Annotated in this window: 15 protein-coding genes; 7 read left to right on the top strand and 8 right to left on the bottom strand. The window is 47.1% G+C overall.

Going from position 1 to position 19383, the window contains the following annotated elements; translation table 11 throughout:
* Positions 1-155: 155 nt before the first annotated feature.
* Positions 156-4598 (top strand): non-ribosomal peptide synthetase, encoded by a 4443-nt coding sequence (locus tag OSC7112_RS34575; RefSeq protein WP_015177210.1) that lies wholly within the window; start codon positions 156-158, stop codon positions 4596-4598.
* A 59-nt stretch (positions 4599-4657) separates the two neighbouring features.
* On the opposite strand, the gene OSC7112_RS17795 is transcribed toward OSC7112_RS34575, so the two are convergent.
* Together OSC7112_RS17795 and cobS are read right to left on the bottom strand one after the other, a co-directional pair.
* Positions 4658-4957, bottom strand: a complete 300-nt coding sequence (locus OSC7112_RS17795; protein ID WP_015177209.1) for a hypothetical protein — start codon at positions 4955-4957, stop codon at positions 4658-4660.
* 168 nt (positions 4958-5125) lie between these two features.
* Positions 5126-5923, bottom strand: a complete 798-nt coding sequence (gene cobS, locus OSC7112_RS17790) for an adenosylcobinamide-GDP ribazoletransferase (protein ID WP_015177208.1) — start codon at positions 5921-5923, stop codon at positions 5126-5128.
* A gap of 259 nt (positions 5924-6182) precedes the next feature.
* Here cobS and OSC7112_RS17785 point away from each other — a divergent pair, with 259 nt between their 5' ends.
* The 3 genes from OSC7112_RS17785 to OSC7112_RS17770 all read left to right on the top strand — a co-directional run bounded on the left by OSC7112_RS17785 (position 6183) and on the right by OSC7112_RS17770 (position 8327).
* Positions 6183-6632 (top strand): hypothetical protein, encoded by a 450-nt coding sequence (locus OSC7112_RS17785; RefSeq protein WP_015177207.1) that lies wholly within the window; start codon positions 6183-6185, stop codon positions 6630-6632.
* 366 nt (positions 6633-6998) lie between these two features.
* Entirely contained in the window at positions 6999-8129 is a 1131-nt protein-coding gene (gene tgt / locus OSC7112_RS17775) for a tRNA guanosine(34) transglycosylase Tgt (RefSeq protein WP_015177205.1), read from the top strand.
* Between the two features lie 60 nt (positions 8130-8189).
* Positions 8190-8327: a photosystem II reaction center protein K gene (locus OSC7112_RS17770; protein ID WP_006634808.1), complete on the top strand. Its 138-nt coding sequence runs from the start codon at positions 8190-8192 to the stop codon at positions 8325-8327.
* 192 nt (positions 8328-8519) lie between these two features.
* On the opposite strand, the gene OSC7112_RS17765 is transcribed toward OSC7112_RS17770, so the two are convergent.
* The gene (locus OSC7112_RS17765) at positions 8520-9074 is read right to left on the bottom strand and encodes a glutathione S-transferase family protein (RefSeq protein WP_015177204.1); all 555 of its coding nucleotides are present in this window, start codon (positions 9072-9074) and stop codon (positions 8520-8522) included.
* A gap of 143 nt (positions 9075-9217) precedes the next feature.
* The gene (locus tag OSC7112_RS17760) at positions 9218-9799 is read right to left on the bottom strand and encodes a manganese efflux pump MntP (protein ID WP_015177203.1); all 582 of its coding nucleotides are present in this window, start codon (positions 9797-9799) and stop codon (positions 9218-9220) included.
* 197 nt (positions 9800-9996) lie between these two features.
* On the opposite strand from OSC7112_RS17760, the gene OSC7112_RS17755 reads away from it, so the two are divergent.
* Positions 9997-10596, top strand: coding sequence for a cytochrome b/b6 domain-containing protein (locus OSC7112_RS17755; RefSeq protein WP_015177202.1), 600 nt, complete (start codon positions 9997-9999; stop codon positions 10594-10596).
* Between the two features lie 278 nt (positions 10597-10874).
* On the opposite strand, the gene OSC7112_RS17750 is transcribed toward OSC7112_RS17755, so the two are convergent.
* The 4 genes from OSC7112_RS17750 to OSC7112_RS17735 form a co-directional block, all read right to left on the bottom strand.
* The gene (locus tag OSC7112_RS17750; RefSeq protein WP_015177201.1) at positions 10875-13283 is read right to left on the bottom strand and encodes a cache domain-containing protein; all 2409 of its coding nucleotides are present in this window, start codon (positions 13281-13283) and stop codon (positions 10875-10877) included.
* Between the two features lie 690 nt (positions 13284-13973).
* Positions 13974-14438 carry a hypothetical protein gene (locus tag OSC7112_RS17745; protein WP_015177200.1) on the bottom strand — a complete coding sequence of 155 codons (465 nt, stop codon included), beginning with the start codon at positions 14436-14438 and terminating at the stop codon, positions 13974-13976.
* 188 nt (positions 14439-14626) lie between these two features.
* Complete coding sequence (locus OSC7112_RS17740) at positions 14627-15187, bottom strand: sugar O-acetyltransferase (RefSeq protein WP_015177199.1); 561 nt, start codon at positions 15185-15187, stop codon at positions 14627-14629.
* Between the two features lie 304 nt (positions 15188-15491).
* The gene (locus OSC7112_RS17735; RefSeq protein WP_015177198.1) at positions 15492-16166 is read right to left on the bottom strand and encodes an MBL fold metallo-hydrolase; all 675 of its coding nucleotides are present in this window, start codon (positions 16164-16166) and stop codon (positions 15492-15494) included.
* Between the two features lie 33 nt (positions 16167-16199).
* Between OSC7112_RS17735 and OSC7112_RS17730 the strand changes: the two genes are divergently transcribed.
* Together OSC7112_RS17730 and OSC7112_RS17725 are read left to right on the top strand one after the other, a co-directional pair.
* Positions 16200-17672 (top strand): site-2 protease family protein, encoded by a 1473-nt coding sequence (locus tag OSC7112_RS17730; RefSeq protein WP_015177197.1) that lies wholly within the window; start codon positions 16200-16202, stop codon positions 17670-17672.
* A gap of 407 nt (positions 17673-18079) precedes the next feature.
* Positions 18080-19321 carry a DUF6745 domain-containing protein gene (locus OSC7112_RS17725; protein ID WP_015177196.1) on the top strand — a complete coding sequence of 414 codons (1242 nt, stop codon included), beginning with the start codon at positions 18080-18082 and terminating at the stop codon, positions 19319-19321.
* The last annotated feature ends 62 nt before the right edge of the window (positions 19322-19383 follow it).

Here is a 19383-nt window from a genome sequence, read left to right as displayed (position 1 = left end):
AGCATCTCATATTTGTAAAAACACTTCTTCTGGCTTCTTCATTCTTCCTGTTTCCCCGCAGCAAGAGAGCCTCAAAACTCCTATTTCTAGCTTGCCTGCTTTCATTGAGATGCTCCCTCGCGATCGACCTGTAGATACTAACCAAGGCATAGCGAATGAAAACAACCGCAGATTTACAACCAAAACTAACTGCTGTAGACTTCGATCCTTTCGTCGGCGGAGAACTTTTTGCTTGCGTACCCGCGACAGAATCGCAGAAAGAAATCTGGATTGCCGTGCAAATGGGAGACGAAGCAAATTGCGCTTACAACGAGTCGATGTGTCTGCGGTTGCAAGGAAACCTCGACGTTGAATCTCTCCGATTTTCCATTCAGGAATTGGTGCAGCGGCACGAGGCGCTGCGGACAACATTTAGCCCTGACGGATCGACTCTTTGTATTGCGTCGTCAATCGAACTTGACATTCCGGTGCTCGACTTGTCAATTGTGGACGATCGCGATCGCGAATCGAAATTAGCACATTTGCGCCGTCAAGAAGTCGATCGACCTTTCAATCTAGTGCGCGGGCCGCTGTTTCGCAGTCAAATTATTAAGCTGCAAGCACAGGAACACATCGTTATTCTCACAGGCCACCACATCATTTGCGATGGCTGGTCTTGGGGCATACTACTCCCGGATTTGGGAGCAATTTATTCTGCCAGACAGCAAGGGTTAGCTGCCAATCTTCCACAGCCCGAAAGTTTTATAGAATACGCTATTTTACAAGAAGAAAACTCAACAACAGCCGAAATTCTTGAGGTCCAAAAGTATTGGTTAGAACAGTTTTCAGGCACAATTCCGGTGCTAGATTTACCGACAGACAGAGCGCGACCTGCTTTGAGAACTTACCAGGGTTCGCGGGAAGATTGGGAACTCAATCGTGATTTGGTTGTTAACCTCAAACGTCTGGGAAAAAAAGCAGGATGCAGTTTTTTTACAACTCTGTTTGCTGCATTTGAAGCTTTTATGTACCGCTTGTGCGGGCAAGAAGATTTGGTTGTCGGAATGCCGGCGGCAGGACAACTTGTTGGGGGAAAAGACAAGCTTGCGGGACACTGCGTGAGCTTGTTGCCGATCCGCACCCGCATTAAGGAGGAACAATCTTTTAGAGATTATTTGCGATCGCGCCGCACGGCAATTTTAGATGCTCTCGACTGCCAGCAGATTACCTTCGGTACTCTCGTAAAAAAACTAGCAGTGCCGCGGGATTTCAGTCGCATTCCGCTAGTGCCTGTAACTTTTAATCTGGACGTGCAGCTTGCAGAAGAGCAACTTAATTTTGACGGTTTTAAGGCTGAAGTTTTCTCGAATCCGAGAACTTGCGAAAACTTTGAATGGGCAGTGAATGCCAGCGAAACAAAAAACAAACTCGTGCTGGAGTGCCAGTACAATACCAACTTATTTGATGCTGCGACAATCCGCCGCCGCATGGCTGAATTTGAGGTGCTGTTAGAGGGGATAGTTGCTAATCCTCAGTGTCCGCTGAAAAACTTGCCAATTTTGACAGCAGCGGAACAACAACAGCTATTAGTCGAGTGGAACAACACTCACACAAATTATCCCGAATCAGCCTGCATTCACCAACTATTTGAAGTTCAAGCACAACAAACTCCCGATGCTGTAGCCTTAGTTTTTGGAGAGCAACAGCTAACCTACCAACAGCTAAATTGTCGCGCCAATCAACTCGCACATTACCTGCAAACTTTGGGGGCCGGCCCGGAAGTTTTAGCGGGCATTTGTTTGGATCGATCGATCGATGCGATCGTCTCGCTTTTGGCTGTTCTTAAAGCAGGCTCGGCTTACTTGCCCTTAGACCCAGCTTATCCCAAAGACCGGCTGGATTTCATGGTGTCAGACGCCCAAATATCGCTGCTTTTGACTCAACAGAACCTCGTAGAAAGACTTCCCGACAGCGGAGCAAAAGTCATTTGCCTGGATGCGGCGCGGGAGGAAATAGACGCACAAAGTGAGATAAACCCAGCCAATCTCGCTAATGCAGACAATCTAGCTTATGTCATGTATACTTCCGGTTCGACAGGCAAGCCCAAAGGCGTTTGCGTCGTCCACCGGGGCGTAGTGCGGTTAGTCAAAGACACTAATTTTGCCAGCCTCACCGCAGCAGAAGTCTTCCTGCAACTTGCTCCGATTTCCTTCGACGCCTCGACCTTGGAAATTTGGGGAGCGCTGCTCAACGGAGCGCAACTGGTGGTATTCCCTCCCGGCAGCCCGTCTTTGGCAGAGTTGGGAGAGGCGATTCGCTTATACAATGTGACAATTTTGTGGCTGACAGCCGGACTGTTTCACTTGATGGTGGACGATCGCATTGACGATTTAAAGGGCGTGCGCCAACTGTTGGCAGGCGGCGACGTTTTATCTGTTCCTCACGTCCAGAAGTTGCTGCGAGAAGTTCCAAATTGCAAATTAATTAACGGTTACGGGCCGACCGAAAATACCACTTTTACTTGCTGCGCGCCGATCGCCCCTGACAGTCAAATTACTAATTCTGTGCCCATCGGGCGGCCGATCGCCAATACTCAAGTTTACATACTCGATCGGCATTTGCAGCCAGTGCCGATCGGCGTTGCGGGGGAATTGTATGCAGGCGGCGCCGGCTTGGCCAGAGGCTACCTCAACCGCCCCGATTTGACAGCCGAAAGGTTCATTCCCAATCCCTTCAACGATTTTAGATTGCCGATTTTAGATTTTAGATTGGGGAATGCTGGTGAAAAACTAGAGATTGCCCAAAACCAAGAAGCATCCGATCGTACCAAATCAAATCGCCTTTACAAAACAGGGGATTTAGCGCGCTACCTGAGTGACGGTAACATCGAATACCTCGGACGCGCCGACAATCAGGTAAAGATTCGCGGCTTCCGCATCGAACTCGGCGAAATTGAAACTTTACTAACACAACACCCAGACGTACTCTCTACAGCAGTCATTGACCGAGAAGACACACCTGGCAACAAGCGTCTCGTGGCTTATCTCGTCTCCAAACTCATTCCAGAGCGCATCCCTTATCACAGTGAATGCCAACTAGAACTAGACGGTAAACCCATCAAACTCGACACAGAGGATATCTCCACGAGTGGCGTTGCTCTGGTGGGCGTGCCAGTTCTCGATCGAGGTAGGAGCGTTCGCCTGCACCTGCAACTGCCTGGAGAGAACGAACCGCGCTGGCTTTCAGGGATAGTCGCCTGGTCGCGTCCACCACAAACCGGGATTCAGTTTCAGCTTACACCGAACGAACAGAATACAGTTAACCAAAGCGTAGCCTATCAGTTGGAAACTCAAGGCTTGTGGAAAACTTTGCAGCGCACTTTGACTGGCAATCTGCGCGACTACCTAAAACAAAGGCTACCCGACTATATGATACCGAGTGCTTTTGTGTTGGTGAAAGAACTGCCCTTAAACCCCAACGGCAAAGTAGACCGCCGCGCTTTGGCAACTCAAAAGTGGCAATCTAGCGACGCTGCGCCCAATGAAACAATTGCTGTTGCCGCGCGCGACCAATTAGATATCCAACTGACAGAAATTTGGCAACAAGTTTTAGGCATTAATTCAATGGGAATTAGGGACAATTTCTTCGAGGTGGGAGGACATTCCCTGCTAGCAGCGCGCTTGTTAGCTGAAATTGAGAAAGTATTCGACAAAAAGCTGCCGCTGTCTGCTATTTTCCAATCGCCAACGGTTGAACAATTGGCTGACATTCTCCGCGAACCGGAATGGTCGTCACCGTCTCCGTCAATGGTGGTGATTCAACCGGGAACCGGAAGTTACAAACCGCCTCTGTTTTGCATCCACGTACTCGGTAGAGGATTGGAATTTTACCGTCCTTTAATGAATTATATCGATCGATCGCAGCCTGTTTTGGGACTGTCAACCCAGATTATGGATGAAAAATTGGCTCCCCCCAATCGAGTTGAGGAATTGGCAGCTTATTACATAAAAGAAATGCAAAATTTTCAGCCGCACGGCCCTTATTTTCTGTTAGGAGTATCTTTTGGCGGGACAGTAGCTTTTGAGATGGCCAGGCAACTTCACGATCTAGGTGAGAAGGTAGCTTTGCTGGGATTGTTGGACACCTACGGGCCGGCTGCTTTCAAAAATTCGTCTGAGATGAAGCAAAGTGAAGGGATCATGAGAATTTTACGTCTCACCCCCGGTGCATTTATGAATAAAGCGAAGAGCAATCTGATCGGAAAAATCGAGGATCTCACTGAGATTCAGTGGAGAATTTTGTGCAATTTGTACCGCGCGGTGGGGCGTCCCCTGCCAATTTATTTGGAAAACTTCACTCATCGGGAATTAAATCATCAGGCATTGAAAAATTATGTAGGGGGAGTTTATCCGGGTCGGGCTTCTATTTTCAAGGCAGTTGAGAGTGCGGAGGCGTCTGGTGCCGATCGCGAATTGGGTTGGGGCGGGGTAATTACGGGAGGAATAGAGGTTCACGAGATTCCCAGCAACCACCTTGGGATGTTAAAAGAACCTCACGTTCGGATACTGGGGGAAAAATTGCAGGCTGCGGTCGATCGGTTTCAGCGTAAGAACTTATGAGATTTTAACCGCAGATCGACACAGATAAACACAGATTTTATCTGTATTTGTCGATCGAATTAATGATGCCCTACGTGCAACAAGCCTTCTACGATAGGGGCGATCGCACTTGCAGCAGCTTCGCAAGTCCCAGCTTCGGCGGCGCAGTGGCCGGCGTGGAGTGCGTTTCCGACAGCCTGACTCCCTCCCTCCAACGCATCGGCACCAAATTGACCGCGATATGTTTCTTTGAGCATTTCAGCTTGAATGTTGCTGGTGGTTTCTTCGGGATTCGTTTCCCAATTGCGGATTGTTTGGACAATCTCGAACCCAGCCCAAATTAACATTCCGAGGACGATCGCAGCAATAAAGTATCCCATAGCTTTCTTGAAAGTTGAGGTTTGCTGTATCAAATCTAGCGCAGCATTTGAAGCCAGACAGGATGAAAATCATTGCTGTTGAGTGCGGATTTCCACCTGCTAGAGCAGTCATTATTTGGTAAATTGAGGACTAAAGTCTTAATTAAAACTATGGCAACATGGCATAACTTACCCTTCCAATGCTGCCAAAAGACACAGCAACAAAGCCTCAGTCCACTCGACTACAGCACCGTAAGTATCGCCCGTGTGGCCGCCCAAACGGTGGTTAAACCAGGCTCCGGCAAAAATTCCGATCGCACTTCCCCCCAAAGCCATCCCCACCGCCAACAGCCACCGATCGCCCTCCAAGACAACTTGCACCAGGCTCAAACTCAGCAGCAACAGCACTCCCGGTATAAAATCAAAAGGAGAATAAATCGATTCCTTGTGAAAAGCTCCCTTACCCTCGGCCCGGAGATAGGGATAGCGGGCGATCGCCACCAGTTGGGCCCACCTCCCCCAACCCGCCACACCCATCAAAGCCAGCCACCGATAGTTGTTCAAGTCCGAGAGAGCGGCAGTTTTCAGCAGGACGATCGCGATCGCAGCCATCGCCCCAAAGGCTCCTGTAACGCTGTCCCGCATCACTTCCAGCCGGCGCACGGGGTCTGGTACAGCCAGCCCGTCCGCCGCGTCCATTGCGCCGTCTAGGTGCAGCCCGCCAGTAACGGCGATGCCCGAGACTACCACCAAGGCCGATCGAGTCAGAGCAGGCATTCCCAACAACTGCAACCCAACATCCGCCAGTCCCAGCATTCCCCCAATCAAAAGCCCGATCGCCGGTGCCAAGCGGGCAATGCCCCGAAACTCCAAAGTCCAAGACACCGGTACCGGCAAACAAGTATAAAAAGCGACTGCGGCTGCGATGGCAGCGCCTTGATTCCGGAAAAAGTCGATCGTAGAGCGAACCCATTTATCATGCACCATAAGATAGAAAATTTTTCATCTGGTATGCAGTTGTCAATCGATTAGCGTGTGCCAGAATTGGACTGTAACACCCTAGTTTTTTGGATCGAGCATTCCTCCTGTCGCCCGCTCTTTTCCCCGGAAAACCTCTGTCGGCAGCGATCCCAAAGCTCCCCATCTAAAATGACTAAACTCAAGATCCGCGTTTCCCGTACCAAGAATTCTAGCTAACTCCCTGATTTTCAAGACGGGAAAATACTACAACAGAGGCTTTTACTCCATGAGTCACGATCAATTGAATAACAGGGTAGTTGCTCCTTGCATCATCGATACAGGGATTGTCGTCAACAAACGCGATATCAAAAGATTGCTGTTTGATTTAGGACGTGTCCGCTACCTTCACATACAAGATGGCAAGATTTACAGCGAAGGCGAAGGGTATGTGCTCGAAGTCTTCGCCAACCCCGATCGTTCTACCCTGATTGCCAACCATGCCCTTTATTTGAACGTGTATAGTTTTGATTACCTGGAACTGAAACAGTCCCCTGAAGATGGTGCTTATTTTGACTTGATTCAAGACGGACGGCTGTTGCGGTTAATTCCCCTCTCCAATCCTTTGCAAGAGCAATTCGCCCGGAATTTAAATGCTGCGGCTTTGGATGCGGTTGTCGATCAGGTACTCTCAGGCAACTGGGATCTGCAATTGGACGATGATGATTCCCCCTTTTAATCGTCAGTCGATTTTAGATTTTAGATTTTAGATTTTAGATTTACTCGCAGCGCCGTGAATCTGGGAGGTAGAACTAAGGTCTAAAAATTTTTGCCCTCCACGGCGATTGTCGGAAACTTGTCTCCGTTTTTGGGCGGGGTCATTCGATTTTAGATTTTCGATTGTCGATTTTGGATTGACTTGCGCGAGATAAATTCGGGGGATGCAAGGATTTTCGATTGTCGGTTTTGGATTGATTCCACGGATAAATCGCGTGGCGGGTACCATCTAGAAATTCTCGGTCATGGTTTTTTTGGTCGCGATGTCATCAACAATAGATTAAATAACACGGACGGCCGAGTAGCGGTTAACGAGCATCGGGGACTAATGACTGAGGACAAGGCGAAATTTTCTTTTAAATGTCAGGCTAATTGCAGCCATACCCAAGCGCGTGCAGGGGTTTTTGCCACTCCCCACGGTGTGGTGGAAACACCTAAATTTATGCCAGTGGGGACGCTAGCTAATGTCAAAACTTTGACGCCGGCACATCTTGAGGCGGCGGGTTCTCAAATGGTTTTGGCAAATACTTATCACTTGCACTTGCAGCCGGGGGAAGCAATTGTCGCCGGCGCCGGCGGATTGCATAAATTTATGGCTTGGCCGGGCCCGATGCTGACGGATTCGGGTGGCTTTCAGGTGTTTAGCTTGAGCCAAATGCGGAAGATTACTGATGATGGGGTGACTTTTCGCTCTCCCCGCGACGGCCGCATGATTAATTTGACACCGGAACGATCGATCGAAATTCAGAATGACTTGGGCGCCGATGTGATTATGGCCTTTGACGAGTGTCCCCCTTACCCCGCTACGCGGGAGGAGGTGGAGGCCGCCACAAATCGCACTTACCGCTGGCTGCAACGCTGCATTCAAGCTCACTCGCGCCCGGATCAAGCTTTGTTTGGAATCGTCCAGGGGGGCGTTTTCCCCGATTTGCGATCGCGCGCGGCGAACCAGTTGGTAGATTTGGATTTACCGGGCTACGCCATCGGCGGCGTTAGTGTGGGGGAATCGGGGGATTTGATCGCAGAGATTGTGAAGGTGACTGCGCCTCTGTTGCCGGCAAATAAACCGCGTTATCTGATGGGGATTGGGACTTATCGGGAAATGGCGCTGGCGGTGGCGAGTGGCGTAGATATGTTTGACTGCGTGATTCCGACTCGGCTGGCCCGCCACGGGACGGCGTTTGTTGGTGGGGAACGCTGGAGTTTGAAAAATGCTCGGTTCCGGGAGGATTTTGCTCCGCTGGATGAGTCTTGTCCTTGTTATACCTGCCAAAAATTCAGTCGGGCTTATTTGGCCCATTTGGCGCGGGCTAACGAAGTGCTGGGGTATACTTTGCTGGCGCTTCACAATGTGACGGAGTTGATTCGCTTTACGGGGAGGATGCGGGAGGCGATTTTGGCCGATCGATTTACTGAAGAGTTTGCCTGCTGGCTTGCACCGAGAGTCGATCGATCGTGATTGCCTTGGGTAAAGATATGCGACAATTATGAAAATTCTGTTGGATAGGTAGGTTGATTCATGGAAGCTGCATTACTCTTAGCAAAACTGCCCGAAGCTTATTCGATTTTTGAGCCTTTGGTTAATGTTTTGCCGGTCATTCCCGTATTTTTCTTGCTGCTGGCTTTTGTTTGGCAGGCGGCTGTCGGATTTAGATAAGTTTGATTTCATCAAAAGCAGGGGCAATTCACAAATTGCCCCTGCTTTTAGCTATTAAGTTTTATGACTTTGCCCTCTGACTGCTGACTGCTGACTGCTGACTGTTGCCCTCTGACTCCTGACTCCTGACTCCTGACTCACCCTCAATAATTCATCCGTGTATCCGTGTCAAAATCCGTGTAGTGCCATCCTTCAGCTACCGCCGATCGCACTTTTGAAAGCAGGCCTTTCTGAGATCCGCTTGATGTAATCTACAACAGCCGGATAAGGGCTGAGGTCTAGTTTTAGCATCATTGGAATGTAGGCTAAAGCTGACCCTACTGCTGCGTCGGCGACACCGAATTCATCGCCCATCAAAAACGGCTGTTTCTCGAAGATTTGATTAAGCGGTGTTAACAACTTGGGAGTTTCGCGATCGCGAGTTGCTTCTGTAAATATTCCCGGCGCCAACGTAGCGTTAGCAAATATGACCCACTGCACGATTTGAGCTTGCTCCTCCAAAGTGTCGGGCATCTTACCATATTTTTGAGCTAAATACAGCAGAATTGCGCCGGATTCCCAAAGTTTAAAATCTCCGTCAACAATTGCCGGTACTTTGCCGATCGGGTTAATTTCGAGATACTCTGGCTGCAAGTGTGCCCCTGCTTGCATATCCAGCATCACAAATTCGTAGGGAACCGCTATTTCTTCTAGATACCACTTGACAATTGAGGCCCTGCTGCGGGCTCCGCCGTAAAGTTTCAGCACAGAATTTTGTCCTCTAACGCAATATTATTATTGTAGCGGGAATTGGGCATGAGAAATTCGGCATTGTAGCCACAGCCTCCGGGTATGTGTTCTCAGGCATAGCCTGGAAAAAGTATAAATTACCAATTACCCATTACTGATGACTAATGACTGATGACTGCCGACGCTTCTGTTAAATGCGAAAATAATATATTGCTGCCGATCGCAATTAAAATTACGCCTCCTAGTAACTCTATTTTATTTCCAAATAAATTGCCGCACTTGTGGCCGATGAACACGCCAGCAAATACGACAAAGAAAGTAATAAACCCGATCGCACTAGCGACAGGGCCGATCGCAGTTTTTAGCACTGCAAATCCGATGCCAACTGCAAGAGCATCGATGCTTGTCGCCACCGACAGCGTTATCAAAGTACCCGTATCTAAGGGATTAAATTTTTTCTCGCCTTCTTCGGTTTGCAGCGATTCGTAAATCATTTTACCGCCAATGAAACTCAATAAACCAAAAGCTATCCAATGGTCGATAGGTGTTATCAAAAAACTAAAACTAAGGCCGAAAAACCATCCTAATACGGGCATTAAAGCTTGAAAACCTCCGAAAAATAAGGCGATTTTTAAAGCTTTATTCACCTTCATGTGTTTAATTGCTAAACCGCTAGAAACAGCAACAGCAAAAGCATCTGCTGCTAGTCCCAAGGAAAGTAAGATGGTAGTGGCTGCATCCATTTTTGTAAAGTGTTAGGTGTTATAAATAAACTGTTCTTCTTGACAATTTTATTTTACACTAAACTTTGATATTAATGCTTTTTTTTCATAAACCTTTCATTTTTATTTCAGATTTATTTCACTATTGGCGAGGGTTGAAAAAATGGGCGCTTAGCTGTATTCTCTAAAAAATTATCGATCGAGTAGCAGAATTGATTATGCCGCAATCTAGACCCTACCAGCCACTGCTGCTCAGGTTACTGCACGGGGTTAACGCTGCGATCGCCCTTTTAGCAATTTTGAGCGCATTTCTGGTTTACAACACCTACGATGGGCGGTTTGGCAAAGTCCCAGTGCCTCAGATTGCAGATATTATCGGGATTCACGGCACTTTTGGCAAGATGTTGCTGTTAGGAATAATGCCGGCTTTTGCATTGTACAGTTTCCACGCAGGTCAAAAACGCTTGGTGCAGCCGGATTCTTTTGGCAAACTAACGCAGTTAGGAAAACCGATTTGGTGGTACAGTTTGCACCGGATTGTGAATACGTTGATGTTGCTGGCACTGACTTGGGCGATCGCTTCTGGCAGTATGGTTAAGGAAGAATGGCTGCCGGCTGGGGAATTGACGCAGGTTTGGTATTATTTACACGCTTCTGGTTGGGTGGTATTGGTATTTTGTCTGGCAATGCACTTGTTGATGAGTGCGAAGGTGGGGGGTTTGCCGCTAATTTTGTCGATGTTTGATGCCGCATATCGCCCGGAAGATTCGCCGGCTGCTTGGTGGAAGAAAATTCGCTCTTTGCTCGATCGCTCTTAATGTGAAAATGCTTAATTTGAAAAAGAACAGAAATATTTTATTAATTGTTGCGGAAGTCTTGGTAATGGGAGGTTGGTTGTTTGCTGTGGTTGCACCTTTATTATTTCCCTAATCCTATCATAGCAATTTGGGTTGACAAACGATCGTTAGGTTTGTAGTGAGGACTTCAGCCCTCTGTTTTCTGACGGCTAAAGTCCTCAGTACAAACAGAAATTAAGCTTTTCGCGCAGCTTGCTAGCAAGATTTGCGACGGGTTTCCCTGGCGGCAAGATGCGATATCAAACGACCGGCAATTTTACTATAAACTCAGCACCGCCCCCTGTTTTAGATTTAATTTGAGGTTGAACCGGAGATTCAACTGTAAGGCGGCCGCCGTGCAATTCTACAATAATTTTATAGCAAACCGACAACTCTAGTCCTCTCAAATTTTTCAAGGATTTAGTACGGCCAAACTCCTCAAATATTCTGTGTTGAATTTCCTGCGGAATTATTGAGCCATTGTGGGCGATCGCTACTACGATAAACCTGCCTCTAGACTCCTCGACAATATCGGTGGTAATTGTAATAATTTGAGCGGAGTTTTCAATACTTTTAACAGCATCAATAGCATTGATGATGAGACTCGCGAATACCTGGCTAATTTGACCGGGATAACACAAAATTGGCGGCAGGTTGTTGTACTCCTTGACTACTAATATTTTTTGCTCCAGTCTGTGAGCCAGCAACAGCAAAATATTGTCGATGCTCTCATTAACGTTGGCGCGTTCTTTGTTAGCTTCGTCAGGAAGGGAAAATTTTCGCAAAGCCAGGACTATCTGGCGAATGCGATCGGCTCCTATTTTCAAAAAATTGAGGATTTGCGGCAACTCTTGGCTGATAAAATCCAGGTCGCAGGTCTCTATTTTTTTAGCAATTCGCGGCCCAGGTTCGGGATATTGTTCTCGATAGAGGCGAATTACATGAAGCAAATCTTTGATATAATCGTTGAGGTGAATCAGGCGGCCGTAAATAAAGTTAATCGGGGTATGAATTTCCCGGGCAACTTCGGCGGTTAGTTGACCGATAATTGTCATTTTTTCGCTTTGTACTAAAAGCTCTTCGGTGCTTCTGAGTTTGGCTAATACTTCTTCCAAAAGTTGGAGTTCTTCTTGAATTTGCCCGTGGAGTTGGGATTGGCAAATTGCGATCGCCAGCGAGTCTGCAATTGCTTCCAAAACTTCCACCTCGTCGGGAGTCGCAAACCGGCGGTTTGCACAGGCGAACAGATATCCCAGCCGATGATTCTGAGTTAGTACGGGTACTGCTGCGTAGTGACTGTTTCTGAGTTCGATATGGGCGTGTTCCTCAGACGCTTTGGCATCAGGGGCGGCGGTTTTATGTAGCAGTATCGTTTCGCAGCGGTGAAGCCGTGCAGCTAAATCTCCAGAGGGCCCTCCTGGAACACCAAAGATTCCCAAGCGCCCCGGCAAACCTTCCCGGCAATATTCCCAGCCAAATTCTAAAGTATCTTGTCGGGGGTCGTACCATGCGAAAATTGCTCGATCGAGCTTAAGTAAAGTACCGAGTTCGTCTACTGTAGTTTGGAGGATGCGATCGAGGTGCAAGCAAGCGCGAATGCGGCCGGTCAAGCGGTGGAGAAGGGCTTCTGTGCGAGTGCGAATGCAATTTAGGGCAAACAGCTTGAGTGCCACAATTTCTGCGAAAATACCTGCGGCGACAAGTACGGCGACCGCTGCTGCGAGTATATTTAAAGGGAGCAGTTCTTTTTCGATATTGTCGCGGGGAATTACGAGGGCGATCGACCATTCAGCTTGTTCTAAAGGAAGATAGGCAACATAAACTCTGGCACCGTTGATTTGAGTCAGCAAAATGCCCGTTTTTTGATAAACCATCTCCCGGGCTACATTTGCCAAATTAGCATCTGCAGACTCTAAAAGACTGGAAGCCGGCTTGTCGATATTTCCGATTAATCGAGCGTCGGGATGGACAATCGGCACTCCTTCAGAATTGAGAACAAAAGCGTAAGTTCCTGCCCCATATTCCAGCTTTCCTACTACTTCGGCAATTCGCTCCATCCTAATGACGCCGTTCATTACTCCGATCGGCTTTTGTGCTGTTTTATCAAGAGAATTTACCGAACTTGACCACACGGGAGCCGAAATGGGAACAATCCTTCTTTGTTTTGTGAGCGTGCGAGAAATGGTAGGATCTGAAACATAGACTTCCCCAGCCATTGCCTTTTTGAAGTGTTGGCGATCGCTGACATTAATCAACGCTCTGCCCACTTTTGTGGTGAAATAAGAACCGTCGGGTGCAATTAATGCAAAGTGCTGGAATTCTTGCAGTCGATTTACTTCCGATTTTAAATAAGGCTCTGTTACTAACCAATTCATCGAACGAACGGGAGGAGTGTTGGCGAGGATTTCGATCTCGGCTTTTCTAGTGCCGATCCAGCGATCGATCTTGTTGGCCCGCTCCCTAACTTCTAACAAAGCATTTCGCTCGCTTTTGGTGATAATCAAGCGGCGAATGCTTTGATAGCTGATACAACCAGTGATGCTAGCTGCCAGAATTGTTCCCCCCAAAATTAAGAGCGCAGTTTGGTACCCAAGATGGTATTCGCCCTTTAATTCCGCTGGCAATAGTCGAGTTAATTTCCACCACTTTACTCTCGCAAAGCTTCGCATGGTTTGACCAATTTGTGAGATTGAAATCCTTAGCTCACCTACGATCTAGTCCGAGCCTGCCAGTAGTCTTAAACTACTAGCATTCAATAATTGCGGGGATTTTTTAAAATTTCCCCCCAAGTAGCTCCTATCGTTTCCGGTGGCACCGGAATGATATCAAGGACACGACAGTACCGTTTCCCTACCCAGATTAATTGTAGGGACACAGCACTGCCGTGTCGAAAGCGGTGGGTAATATTAATTCCGATGCTACCCGATTTGATATCACTTTATTAAACAGGAATAATATCATACCACATTTTTGACAAATTAAAAATTTTCATCAACTACTTAATTCTTTTTTACAGTCGTTAATAATTGATGTTATTTAGGTGATGCGAGCAGTAGACATTTTAGGTTGAGAGGTTTGGTGCGTGTCTCAATCAATAGTCCAGACTGTTTTTAGTTCATAGTCTGAAACCCTAGATATTCCGTTGATAGTTCGATTGCCGAATTGCCTTGAAACCCTTATTCTACAGTTGGTAATCCAAAACTGTTCGCAGTATTGCTTAATAACGAAATATTAAAAGTTTTTCCTTCATTAATGAACAAAAAACTTATTAAATCTTTAATTTATATCTCAACAATCAAAAATTTTTTTGCTGCATCCGCTGGCTGAGGCAGCTAAATTGCCCCAGTTGCGGGATTTGCTTAAAGAACCTTGTGAGTGTGTTCGTGCTGTTTCACATTGTCTTCAGTGCGAATGATGCGCTCGGAATTGAGCACCCTTTTGCGTTCTAAGGAATAAGTAAAGTCGTTGCGAACTGTTCCCAAGGGAATGTGAAGTTGAGCTTGGGGGCGGATTTTGTAAGTGCGGGCAGCGGCGATCGCCCGAAAGGCAAATTCTTCGCTAAACTGAGCTGATGTCGGGAATTCTGGCAACATTTTGGGTGTTTCGCCGTCGAGCACTGCTCCCAAAGTCGTCCCGCTAACCATTAAATAGGATGTGGGAATGCCCTTCACAATTGCTTCTAAAGCTGCTGAGGGAATAGCTTCGATTACGGGCACTTCAAAAACTTCGCCTTCTTCTTTGATGAAGCAGGTAGCTACACCGACGGCTATGTAGTCGTCGGTGCAGAGATCTGGAGCGTTGGAATAAACTGTTGCAGTCGTCATAAGAAAAACTTGCTAGTGTGGAAAACGGGAACCAGAAATTAAGCGATTTTAGATTTTAGATTTTAGATTTATTCCACGGTTCTTTTCGGGGATTTTACGTAAAAAATCTCAAACCGGCTGTTCTAAACCTAAAATTTTTTGGTTAAGCTCCAAGGAGCCGATCGCGCGATTGTGTCGATCGTACCACATCAAGGTAGATGCCGGATGATTCGGCAAGGATTCCCCGCCGCCACGACGTTTGGGGGAATATCTTTGACAACAACACTGCCTGCGCCGATCGTGCTATTGTCGCCAATAGTGACTCCCGGACAAATAATACTGCCGCCGCCAATCCAAACATTATTGCCAATATTAATTTCAGCGGCGAGTTCTAGCCCAGAAAGCCTAATTTCCGGGTCTGTGGGGTGAAGAGCGGTGTAAATTTGTACGTTGGGCCCGCACAGCAAATTCTCGCCAATGTTAACTCGATTGCAGTCGAGAATCACGCAGCCAAAATTCATATACAATCCGTTTCCAGCATAAATATTACTGCCGTAGTCGCAGTAGAAAGGTGGCTCGATTTCAACTTTTGGGCCAACTGCACCGAACAATTCTGCGAGAATTTCTAACCGTTTGTCTGGTTCGTCTTCGCGGGTAGAATTGTAGGTTCGGGCGAGGCGGCGGGCTCGCTGGCGATCTAAAATTAATTGCTCATCCGCAGCTAAATACAATTCGCCGGCGAGCATTTTTTGTTTTTCGGTTTTTTCCACAGTTTTTTCCACAGTAAGAATCGGCGGTTGCAACCGCTACTTCACCAACTAACTTCCTTTCAAAGAGACTGAAGAATAACTCTCTTTTGTCACTTCGGGCGAGAGTATAGCGGTAGGGTGCGTCGCTCGTTGATAGTCGTCAACAATCAGAATTCTGGCGGCGACGCACCCTACTTTAATTAGAATAGGAGTAGGATCGCAATCTCTACCGAAAGTGACAGAAGAGGGATAATGTAGGTGCGCTAGGCGCACCTTACCGCTATAATTAGCGCATCAGCTCATTTTTTGATGTTGCAGCATACATTTATGGTTCAGGTTTTGACTGCAAACAAACAGCTAAATCCAGATTGGCTAATTTCTCAAAAGCTCGATCGATCGATCTTTTTCCCCGCAAAAAACCAGTATTTGCACCGGGACAAATATACTGTAAAGTTTCCGGCGAAAATCGATCGATAATTGACTTCACGCTGTTAATTTGGCGGGGCCAGTGAAAAGTTTTTGCTGTCAACAGCGGTACTGGGGCCGCTTCTCGGTTGGGGAGCAAGTGCCTACCCGAAAACAGCACTCCACCGCTGCCACTATGATAAAGGCAAGAGGAACCAGGAGAATGGCCGGGAGTCCAAAATGCTTTCATTCGATCGCTCAAAACAAATTCTCGCTCAAAAACCGTCACCTTCAAACCCGGCAGTAAATAAGCTTCCTGCTCTTGAATCAGGATCTCGCACCCCGTGGCTTCCTGAATCTCCCGCGCCTTGGCGATAGCGCCGCGGTGGGTGAGAAACAGCAGTCGCACGCCGCCGTGTTCCCGCAAAAATGTTTGGTTAATCTCATCCCAAGCGGGACAATCCACCAGGATGTTAGTTTGGTTTTCTACAATGAAATAGGCTGTTGCACCCAGGGTATCCCGGTTAGGCCCGAAAGCAAGGATATTGTCGAGCACGGGCCTGGGTTGTTTGGAGACTGAACTCTGTTGTTTCAAGGAAGTATTTCAGAAGGGAATGGGATAAATATTATGTTCTTTTTACTATGGTTGTTCGTATTGGGGCTGATATCCTACTTCTTGTTGCAGAACGGCACCAGCCGCATCACCAGGACTCCGATATGGCTGCTGTGGCTGGTAATGATGGCGCCCGCGCTGATTTGGGGTAGTTGGATTTTAGTTTACGGCACGAGCAAAACTGTACCGCCGGAGTTGGTAATTATACCTTTTCTGGTTTGCCCTTTTTTGTATTGGTTTTTGGTACAGTTGGGGCGCAAGAAAATTACCGCCGAAACTGCAGAGCAGGTAGCAGACTCGGAGACTGAACCTGCAAAGCCAAAACCGCCCCTGCGCCCGATCGATGCTGCAGAAGAAGCGAGTTTGCGCGATTGTTTTCCTTGGTCAATTTACTTTTTGCGAGATTTGGAATTTCGGCCGCAGGCTGTAATTTGTCGCGGACAGTTGCGGACGAACCCGGAGGCGGCTTATCAGGCAATTCGGGAGAATGTGGAGAGGCTTTTTGGCGATCGCTTTTTAGTAGTATTTCAAAACAGCTTGAGCGGTCAACCTTTTTTTGCTATAGTTCCCAATCCCAGCCACCAATCAGGGGAAACTCCTGTCAAAACCGAATCTGTAACCAAGCCATTTTTCGCATTAGCTTTGCTGCTGATCGCGGTGTTTACGACTACGCTTGTCGGGGCGGGATTTGCCGGAGTTACTGAACAAGCTTTGCAGTCCAACCCATCAATGTTGCTCCAGGGTTTGCCTTACTCGCTTGCTCTAATTGCAATTTTAGCAATTCACGAATCCGGCCACTATTTAGCTGCCAGATTTTACCAAATTCGCACGACTTTGCCTTATTTTATACCGATTCCTTTTTTCTTGGGAACTTTTGGGGCTTTCATTCAAATACGGAGTCCAATTCCCAACCGCCGAGCTTTATTTGATGTTAGCATTGCCGGCCCCCTTGCGGGTTTAGTGGCGACAGTGCCATTATTAATTTGGGGTTTGAATCATTCGACTATTGTACCGCTGTCCGACAAGTCGGGAATGTTAAATTTTGAGTCTTTCAAACCCAATTTTTCGCTGCTGATGACTCTCTTGAGCAAGTTCAGCTTGGGTGGTGCTTTAAATGCGGAAACTGCGATCGATTTGCATCCGGTAGCGGTGGCGGGTTATTTGGGTTTGATCGTGACGGCGTTTAATTTGATGCCGGTGGGACAACTCGACGGCGGACACATTGTACACGCGATGTTAGGTCAGCGAGCGAGTATGGCGATCGGGCAAGTTGCTAGATTTTGTATGCTGCTGCTTTCTTTTTTGGAACAGGGTTTGCTGCTGTGGGCGATTATTTTGTTTTTCACGCCACTAAACGACGAACCGGCGTTGAATGATGTCAGTGAATTGGATAATCGGCGGGATTTTTTGGGGCTAATGGCGATCGGGCTTTTGTTAATGATTTTGTTGCCGGCGCCCAGGGTACTCCTTGAGTGGTTAAATGTTTAGAATCAAGAATGATTTAGTTATCGTCGCGAGAGAAGTCAGAAGTCAAAAAAAAGAGGTTCACAAATTCTGCAAGATTTGCTGTATTAGGACTTACGCAGGGGTAAGAAACTGGGTTTATTCCTAGATACTTCGCTACCAAACCAAGATTATTCGCAGAAAACCGGTTTTTTTGTGTAAGTTTTTATACAAGCCAGTTGAGTTTATTTTCACTCGCTTTCTATCTCGAACCGTCCTGGATGCAAAAACCAGGTTTATACAGGTAATTTGGTCGTATACGCTCGATCGCGACAACGAGAAACCGGGTTGTTTTGCGAAGCGTTTTTCCAGGAATGTAGATTTTTTAACCGGATGCGAACTCTAAAAAGTTTGACCGCAAATCAAATAATCTAGCTGTACCAACGATCGCAATGACTCCAGAACAAACAGCGCTAATTCCGATTTATCGCGAGCAGTGGCGACAAATTGGACTTTCGATCGCACCGATCGATCGCCCGCAAGCTACAGCGGCTATCAACACCGCCTACAACATCATCCGCTGTTCAGAACCGAAAATTATTTTCTGTGACCACGAATTTCAAAGGTGGTACCCGCCACGCGATCGATCCGTGGAATCAATCCCAAATCGAAAATCGAAAATCCTTAAGAAAGAGCATTTATCTCGCGCAAGTCAATCTCAAATCTCAAATCTCAAATCGATTGACAGCCCTGACGCTGCTTTGCAAGCTTTTAAACCGCTAATAGAAGGCGATTTTGGGAGCGAGCTGGGCAGGGAAATTATCAAAAAAATTCACACTAAATTGTACAATCAATTGAGGTATAAACTCGGCAGCGAACTGCAAAACCAAGTTTACAGCCAACTTGACGACCCGCTGTACCAATGGATAGGTCAATTGCACGATCAAATTAAAGATGAACTTCTAAACAGATTGATCGGCGAATTAGATAGTAGCGATTGGGACAGCATCCTGAACCGCCAATTTTACAACAATAACTGCATAGCTTCCGAACTTTCAGCCTGTCACGGAAGTTGGGTTGAATTTTGTATAGAGGTGTTAAATTTGGAGATAGATCGCCCTTTATACTCAGCCTTTAAATCTTTAGTGGAAAACTGCGGCTGGATTTACCCGTTTGAGAAAAAGTGCTTTGTGTGCGATCGCCCGATCCAACTTCATTTTGATAGGGAATATTTGCTCCACGCAGAAGGTCAACCAGCGGTTGAATTTGCTGACAAGTTCAGTGTATACTCTTATCGTGGCGTCCGACTGCCGGAAATAATCGGTCAAGTTCCGCCCCACTCTTGGCAAGCTTCATGGCTGTTAACAGAACAGAATGCCGAAGTGCGGCGAGTTTTGATTCAGGCGATCGGCTATCGGAGAATTTGTCAAGAATTGCCAGCAACAGAATTGGATAAGTGGGTAGCCACGGGGGGCTACCCCTACCAAGAATATACTTTGTTGAAAATTGAGAATAATATTGACATAGAGCCAATTTATTTGTTAAAGATGACTTGTCCGAGTACGGGACAGGTTCACGTTTTGCGAGTGCCGCCAAAAGTGCGATCCTCTTCGAGGGCTTCGCTAACGGCTAAAGAAGCGATTAGCTGGGTAAATTGGGGAATCGATCCGGAAAAATTTCAAGTGCAGACTTGACCGGAAAGTTTAGAGTTTTCAGTGCGGTAGCTTACAGTTCAAGAATTACAGCGCCACAAAAG

The sequence above is a fragment of the Oscillatoria nigro-viridis PCC 7112 genome, assembly GCF_000317475.1.
Taxonomy (GTDB): Bacteria; Cyanobacteriota; Cyanobacteriia; order Cyanobacteriales; family Microcoleaceae; genus Microcoleus; species Microcoleus nigroviridis.
Note: the sequence above shows the minus strand (reverse complement) of the source record. Positions and strands in the feature narration are given on the sequence as shown.

Coding starts and splice junctions, on each gene's coding strand:
- OSC7112_RS17745 (WP_015177200.1), bottom strand. CDS start 14,438: ATGACGACTGCAACAGTTTATTCCAACGCTCCAGATCTCTGCACCGAC.
- OSC7112_RS17725 (WP_015177196.1), top strand. CDS start 18,080: ATGACTCCAGAACAAACAGCGCTAATTCCGATTTATCGCGAGCAGTGG.
- OSC7112_RS17795 (WP_015177209.1), bottom strand. CDS start 4,957: ATGGGATACTTTATTGCTGCGATCGTCCTCGGAATGTTAATTTGGGCT.
- OSC7112_RS17785 (WP_015177207.1), top strand. CDS start 6,183: ATGAGTCACGATCAATTGAATAACAGGGTAGTTGCTCCTTGCATCATC.
- OSC7112_RS17770 (WP_006634808.1), top strand. CDS start 8,190: ATGGAAGCTGCATTACTCTTAGCAAAACTGCCCGAAGCTTATTCGATT.
- OSC7112_RS17750 (WP_015177201.1), bottom strand. CDS start 13,283: ATGCGAAGCTTTGCGAGAGTAAAGTGGTGGAAATTAACTCGACTATTG.
- tgt (WP_015177205.1), top strand. CDS start 6,999: ATGACTGAGGACAAGGCGAAATTTTCTTTTAAATGTCAGGCTAATTGC.
- OSC7112_RS17755 (WP_015177202.1), top strand. CDS start 9,997: ATGCCGCAATCTAGACCCTACCAGCCACTGCTGCTCAGGTTACTGCAC.
- OSC7112_RS17730 (WP_015177197.1), top strand. CDS start 16,200: ATGTTCTTTTTACTATGGTTGTTCGTATTGGGGCTGATATCCTACTTC.
- OSC7112_RS17760 (WP_015177203.1), bottom strand. CDS start 9,799: ATGGATGCAGCCACTACCATCTTACTTTCCTTGGGACTAGCAGCAGAT.
- cobS (WP_015177208.1), bottom strand. CDS start 5,923: ATGGTGCATGATAAATGGGTTCGCTCTACGATCGACTTTTTCCGGAAT.
- OSC7112_RS34575 (WP_015177210.1), top strand. CDS start 156: ATGAAAACAACCGCAGATTTACAACCAAAACTAACTGCTGTAGACTTC.